Origin of the sequence: Gilliamella sp. B2824 (assembly GCF_026536245.1) — a bacterium.
GTDB lineage: Bacteria > Pseudomonadota > Gammaproteobacteria > Enterobacterales > Orbaceae > Gilliamella.
Genome location: NZ_JAFNON010000021.1, coordinates 1 through 5612, shown reverse-complemented (window position 1 = coordinate 5612; position 5612 = coordinate 1). Strand labels below are relative to the sequence as shown.

The following is a 5612-nucleotide window of genomic DNA, read 5'->3' as shown; positions in this document are numbered from 1 at the left end:
AATCCCCCAGCTCCAGACCTTTTGATGTTATTTTTCCATGACTAATCGATTTTTCGGCTAGCTTTTTTCCGGCAATATCTAATGTACGGTTTAACATTTGACTTGATATCGTTGTGTACTGTTTTTTAGCCATTAAGTATTTACTTTTTGTTAACGCCAATACCTTATTTGATTCAATCAATGCCTTGCCTAATTCTGCCTTTTGAACATTTTTATCGTCACCAAATTTGCTTAGAAACTCTTTTAAATAACATAAATTATTGGTTTTATTACTATTAACATTTGTTAATTCACAAAGTTTTATTGCTGAAGTTTCGGCGACTAACTCATCTCGTTTGAAAAAATTTATTGCTTGCTCTGGTGTTGTGGGTGTTCGTCCCAATTCCCGACTGGTTGAATGTCCGATTTCATGGAAGATATCATTATAGTATCCTTCAGCAGTCTCATACTGGGATTTATCGGGCATGTGGATAGTATGTGATTTAGCATTATAACGAGGATTTGACGGGCTGTTATGTAATACCTTAACCCCCTGACTTGCTATAAATTGCTCGACTTTTAAATTTTCCTGCCACTGTTTTTCTGGCTTAATTTCAGGCGGAAGTTTATCAAAGGAGGCTTTATCCAACTGCTCTACATTATAAAATTTAATATTTTCATGATACTCATTATCTTTATGTAAATCACTTTCAAAAAAGTTATCTTTCTCATCCGGTTTTATCTGCAAATTATGAGTTTGTATTTCATCTTCAGTCAACCAACGGGTCTCTGAAAACCCTTTTTGATGACCTATTTCATATAAATCTTCTGCTTGATACACTTCTTGGGTATAGGGACTTTTAGGATGATTGACATTAGTCAGATTAAAATTTGAAATTCCTTGATTTTTATTTATCTGTTCTATCCGCTCAAAGAGATTGTCTAAATTGTCAAGTTTCATCATTACATCTCAATTAACCAAATTAGTTCTAAATTATTTTTAGTTCGAGCTCGTACAAAATCTAAGGCTACAATTTTTTCATAATAATTATTGATTTTAATCCAATCCTCATCATAAAAAGCTAAACTATCTTTATATTTTTCATAAATATAAGATGTTAATTCATTGAGCTCCTGCAGATAGTTGTCATGTTGCTCTTGTGTAATTAAATTGACCGCCAAAGCATGTCTGAATTCATTTTTAGTCAATCTTTCGATACTATAAACTCGCTCTTTTTGGTCCCACATACTGTTCTCCTTAGGTAGTTTTGGTGATATTAACGGCTGAATTATAACCAAATTTTTAAGGTCGTCCAAGCGGAAAGGCTCGCTATGCGTTCCTTTCCACCTGTACTAAAGGATAAAACTTGGTGGGTTGTCAATAGTTAGCTTCGCCAAATGCTCACACGTTCTCACTACGTGAGCTGCGTCTTGCGCTTTGCTATTGACAATAGCAACACTGTGCAATTATTAACATAAAATGTAAATAACACTGTGTATAAAATTTAATTCATGATCTAAATCAATACGTTAATCAGTTGAATAAAAAACAATCAGTATATTAAGCGGCTCCTCGTAGTAACTGCGGTGCCGCTTAATATACTGATTTAATTTATTATAAAAGTGACTAATTTTTCTTTATCTTCTCAACATATAAAATAACCACAATATCGGTCCTGCTGTCATCATTTCCCTTTGATTTCAAAAATGGTAACAGTGTAAAACTGGTCGAATTATCACTGTTTTTCGTTTCTGCTAAACCGCCCAATAAAATAATTTCTTTATCTTTTATTGATACTTGTGTATTAACATCTCGCTTAATTAAAGTCGGACTATTATTAATACCGGTTTCCGTTTTTACAAAATTAGATAACTGCTGTTGAATTGTCAAATCTATTGTACTTTCTCTAATTTCTGGACTTATATTAAATAAAACACCCGATGAACGATATTCAATAGATTGAATCGGTTTACCATCTTGATACGTAGTTGATCCAAGTACTGGAACATCGGAACCAACACTAAACGATGCACTAGAACCATTTTTAACTCTCAATTGTGGGGAACTTATAACCTTAAAATGACTATCTTTATTAAACAATTCTGCTAATGCATTAAATGAACCACTGCTAAACGTAATCAAATTGCCCGTTGTTTCATTAAAATGAGAATTGACTTGTATACCTAATTTACTATCAAATAAATTAGCTATAAATGATAATCCATTTCCATCTTGCCTAGTTGTAGAAACCTCTACTACATAACCAGTCACTAAGATTTCATCGGTGACAATATCGATTTCCGGTAACAACTGTTTAACTAATTTTATATCAGATTTTGTACCACGATAAACTAAAACATCCCCAGAACGTGAAAAATTACCACTTGCACTATTAGGATTGATTTGACCATTAATGAAGTTGTGTGAACTATTAGAAATTGTACCCTGTGAATTAAAAGAACCTGAAACCTGACTACTTAAAATATCAGACAGATAATTAACACTTCGAAATTTAGGCGTATAAATAAACGTCTCTTGCTGAATAACTGCCGGTTTTTGAGTATATACAGCAATATAGTCAACTCCGTTTTTATCATAAATTTTAATATTCATATTAGAAAAATATCGTTCAATGAACTCACGTTCATTAATATCTTTTGTTATACGTAACGTCAATAATCTTTCATCATTAGCAAGTTCGGGTGACAACATAAAAGGACGTTTAAAAATTTCACTGTAAATAATACTAATAGCGTCCGACAATTTGACTTTATTTAACTCAAACTCAACGCCATTTGCAGACACATTACGTAAAAAAAATAACGTAATAATTAATAATAAATAAAAGTAAATAAATTGATCATGAAAATAAGCAATAAATTTTACTGTTTACTCTTAAATTAAAATTATTACCGCGGGAAACCGCGGTAAAGTTCGGGTGTCACTGAACATCCGAACTTATTTATGAATTTAGTACGCATAATGGCGTTATGCTAAATTCTTGATTGTCAGCCGACTGCGTCGGCCAACATTTTACAATCTGCGACTTCAACATAACGCATTTCACATTATGCGCACTTTATTATATTGGAAATTCAAGCGTGCTATAACATTTCTAATTTCGATATCGTTTAATCCCCCAGCTCCAGACCTTTTGATGTTATTTTTCCATGACTAATAAATTTTTCGGCTAGCTTTTTTCCGGCAATATCTAATGTACGGTTTAACATTTGACTTGATATCGTTGTGTACTGTTTTTTAGCCGTTAAGTATTTACTTTTTGTTAACGCCAATACCTTATCCGATTCTGTCAATGCCTTGCTTAACTCTGCCTTTTGTACATCTTTATCGTCACCAAATTTGCTTAAAAACTCTTTTAAATAAGATAAATTATTTGTTTTATTACTATTAACATTTGTTAATTCACAAAGCTTTATTGCTGAAGTTTCGGCGACTAATTCATCTCGTTTGAAAAAATTTATTGCTTGCACTGGTGTTGTGGGTATTCGCTCCAGTTCCCTACTGGTTGAATGTCCGATTTCATGGAAGATATCGTTATAGTATCCTTCAGCAGTCTCATACTGTGATTTATCGGGCATATGGATAGTATGTGATTTGGCATTATAACGAGGGTTTGATGCACTGTTATGTAACACCTTAACCCCCTGACTTGCTATAAATTGCTCGACTTTTAGGTTTTCCTGCCATTGTTTTTCTGGCTTAATTTCAGGTGGGAGTTTATCAAAGGATGCTTTATCTAACTGCTCTACATTATAAAATTTAATATTTCGTAATTTTTCGTTATCTTTGTACAAATCACTTTCAAAAAAATTCTCTTTTTCATCCTGTTTTATTTGTAAATTATGAGTTTTTATTTCATCCTCAGTTAACCAGCGAGTCTCTGAAAATCCTTTTTGATGTCCTTTTTTATATAACCACTCTGCTTTATATATTTCTTGCGTATAAGGGTTTTTGGGATAGTTTGCATTGGTTTGTGTAAAGTTCGAAATCCCTTGATTATTAACTTGCTGTATCTGCTCGAAAAGCTGATTAGTATTGTCTGCTGCCATCATTTACATCTCTATAAGCCAACTGTCTTCTAACCCTTCTTTTATATAGTCTCTGACAAAATCTAAAGCTACAATTTTTTCATAATAGTTATTGATTTTAATCCAATCCTCATCATAAAAAGCTAAACTATCTTTATATCTTTCATAAATGTAAGACGTTAATTCATTGAGCTCCTGCAGATAGTTGTCATATTGTTCTTGTGTAATTAAATTTAATTCTAATGCGTACTCAAACTCATTTTTCATGGTACTTTCAATTGTTTCTACTCGTTCTTTTTGGTCTCGCATACTGCACTCCTTAGGTAGTTTTGGTGATATTAACGGCTGAATTATAACCAAATTTTTAAGGTCGTCCAAGCGGAAAGGCTCGCTATGCGTTCCTTTCCACCTGCACTAAAGGATAAAACTTGGTGGGTTGTCAATAGTTAGCTTCGCCAAATGCTCACACGTTCTCACTACGTGAGCTGCGTCTTGCGCTTTGCTATTGACAATAGCAACACTGTGCAATTATTAACATAAAATGTAGATAACACTGTGTATAAACTTTAATTCATGATCTGAATCAATACATTAATTTGATGAATAATAATTAATCAACTAGTTTTTTATTTTTGATACTGATAACGCAACTAAAATATCGGTTTTATTTTTCTCATCTGATTTACTATTAAAAAATGGCAAAAAACCAACACTAGTTTTAGCATTTGAATCTTTACTGTCAGTTAAACCGCCAAGCACAACAATATCACCATCATTCAAATTAATATTTGTATTAACTTCTCTTTTTATCAAAGTCGGCGAGTTATTTACACCGGTTTCTATAAATTGCTCGATTTTTAAATTTTCCTGCCACTGTTTTTCTGGCTTAATTTCAGGCGGAAGTTTATCAAAGGAAGCTTTATCCAGCTGCTCTACATTATAAAATTTAATATTTCGTAATTTTTCATTATCTTTATACAAATCACTTTCAAAAAAGTTATCTTTCTCACCCTGCTTTATCTGTAGATTATGAGTTTGTATTTCATGCTCAGTTAACCAACGGGTCTCTGAAAAACCCTTTTGATGTCCATATTTATATAAATCTTCTGCTTGATATACTAATTGAGTATAAGGATTTTTAGGATAATTGACATTAGTCGGATTAAAATTTGAAATTCCCTGATTTTTGTCTAACTTCTCTATATGTTCAAAGAGATTATCTAAATTATCAAGTTTCATCATTACATCTCAATTAACCAAATTAGCTCTAAATTATTTTTAGTTCGAGTACGTACAAAATCTAAGGCTACAATTTTTTCATAATAGTCATTAATTTTAATCCAATCCTCATCATAAAAAGCTAAACTATCTTTATATTTTTCATAAATATAAGATGTTAATTCATTAAGCTCCTGAAGATAATTGTTATACTGTTCTTGTGTAATTAAATTTAATTCTAATGCGTATTCAAACTCATTTTTCATGGTACTTTCAATTGTTTCTACTCGTTCTTTTTGGTCTCGCATACTGCACTCCTTAGGTAGTTTTGGTGATATTAACGGCTGAATTATAACCAAATTTTT

Annotated in this window: 7 protein-coding genes; all 7 read right to left on the bottom strand. The window is 31.9% G+C overall.

All coding sequences use genetic code 11. From position 1 onward, the window contains the following. A partial coding sequence (locus J3U56_RS11810; protein WP_267367885.1) for a zincin-like metallopeptidase domain-containing protein occupies positions 1 to 940 on the bottom strand: 940 nt, incomplete at its 3' end. A 2-nt stretch (positions 941 to 942) separates the two neighbouring features. Continuing rightward, a complete protein-coding gene (locus J3U56_RS11805) occupies positions 943 to 1227 on the bottom strand; it encodes a hypothetical protein (RefSeq protein ID WP_267367882.1) in 285 nt (94 codons plus the stop codon). 379 nt (positions 1228 to 1606) lie between these two features. Beyond that, on the bottom strand, positions 1607 to 2785 hold the full coding sequence (locus tag J3U56_RS11800; protein WP_267367880.1) for a type II secretion system protein GspD: 1179 nt from the start codon (positions 2783 to 2785) through the stop codon (positions 1607 to 1609). A 326-nt stretch (positions 2786 to 3111) separates the two neighbouring features. After that, a complete protein-coding gene (locus tag J3U56_RS11795; protein ID WP_267367878.1) occupies positions 3112 to 4050 on the bottom strand; it encodes a zincin-like metallopeptidase domain-containing protein in 939 nt (312 codons plus the stop codon). Between the two features lie 3 nt (positions 4051 to 4053). Beyond that, the gene (locus J3U56_RS11790; protein ID WP_267367876.1) at positions 4054 to 4338 is read right to left on the bottom strand and encodes a hypothetical protein; all 285 of its coding nucleotides are present in this window, start codon (positions 4336 to 4338) and stop codon (positions 4054 to 4056) included. Between the two features lie 309 nt (positions 4339 to 4647). Continuing rightward, a complete protein-coding gene (locus J3U56_RS11785; protein ID WP_267367874.1) occupies positions 4648 to 5268 on the bottom strand; it encodes a hypothetical protein in 621 nt (206 codons plus the stop codon). Between the two features lie 2 nt (positions 5269 to 5270). Next, positions 5271 to 5555 carry a hypothetical protein gene (locus J3U56_RS11780; RefSeq protein ID WP_267367872.1) on the bottom strand — a complete coding sequence of 95 codons (285 nt, stop codon included), beginning with the start codon at positions 5553 to 5555 and terminating at the stop codon, positions 5271 to 5273. Positions 5556 to 5612 lie beyond the last annotated feature (57 nt).

Bases quoted from the DNA above. Each gene is read 5' to 3' on its own strand.
- J3U56_RS11780 (WP_267367872.1), bottom strand. From the start codon at position 5,555: ATGCGAGACCAAAAAGAACGAGTAGAAACAATTGAAAGTACCATGAAA.
- J3U56_RS11790 (WP_267367876.1), bottom strand. From the start codon at position 4,338: ATGCGAGACCAAAAAGAACGAGTAGAAACAATTGAAAGTACCATGAAA.
- J3U56_RS11785 (WP_267367874.1), bottom strand. From the start codon at position 5,268: ATGAAACTTGATAATTTAGATAATCTCTTTGAACATATAGAGAAGTTA.
- J3U56_RS11795 (WP_267367878.1), bottom strand. From the start codon at position 4,050: ATGGCAGCAGACAATACTAATCAGCTTTTCGAGCAGATACAGCAAGTT.
- J3U56_RS11805 (WP_267367882.1), bottom strand. From the start codon at position 1,227: ATGTGGGACCAAAAAGAGCGAGTTTATAGTATCGAAAGATTGACTAAA.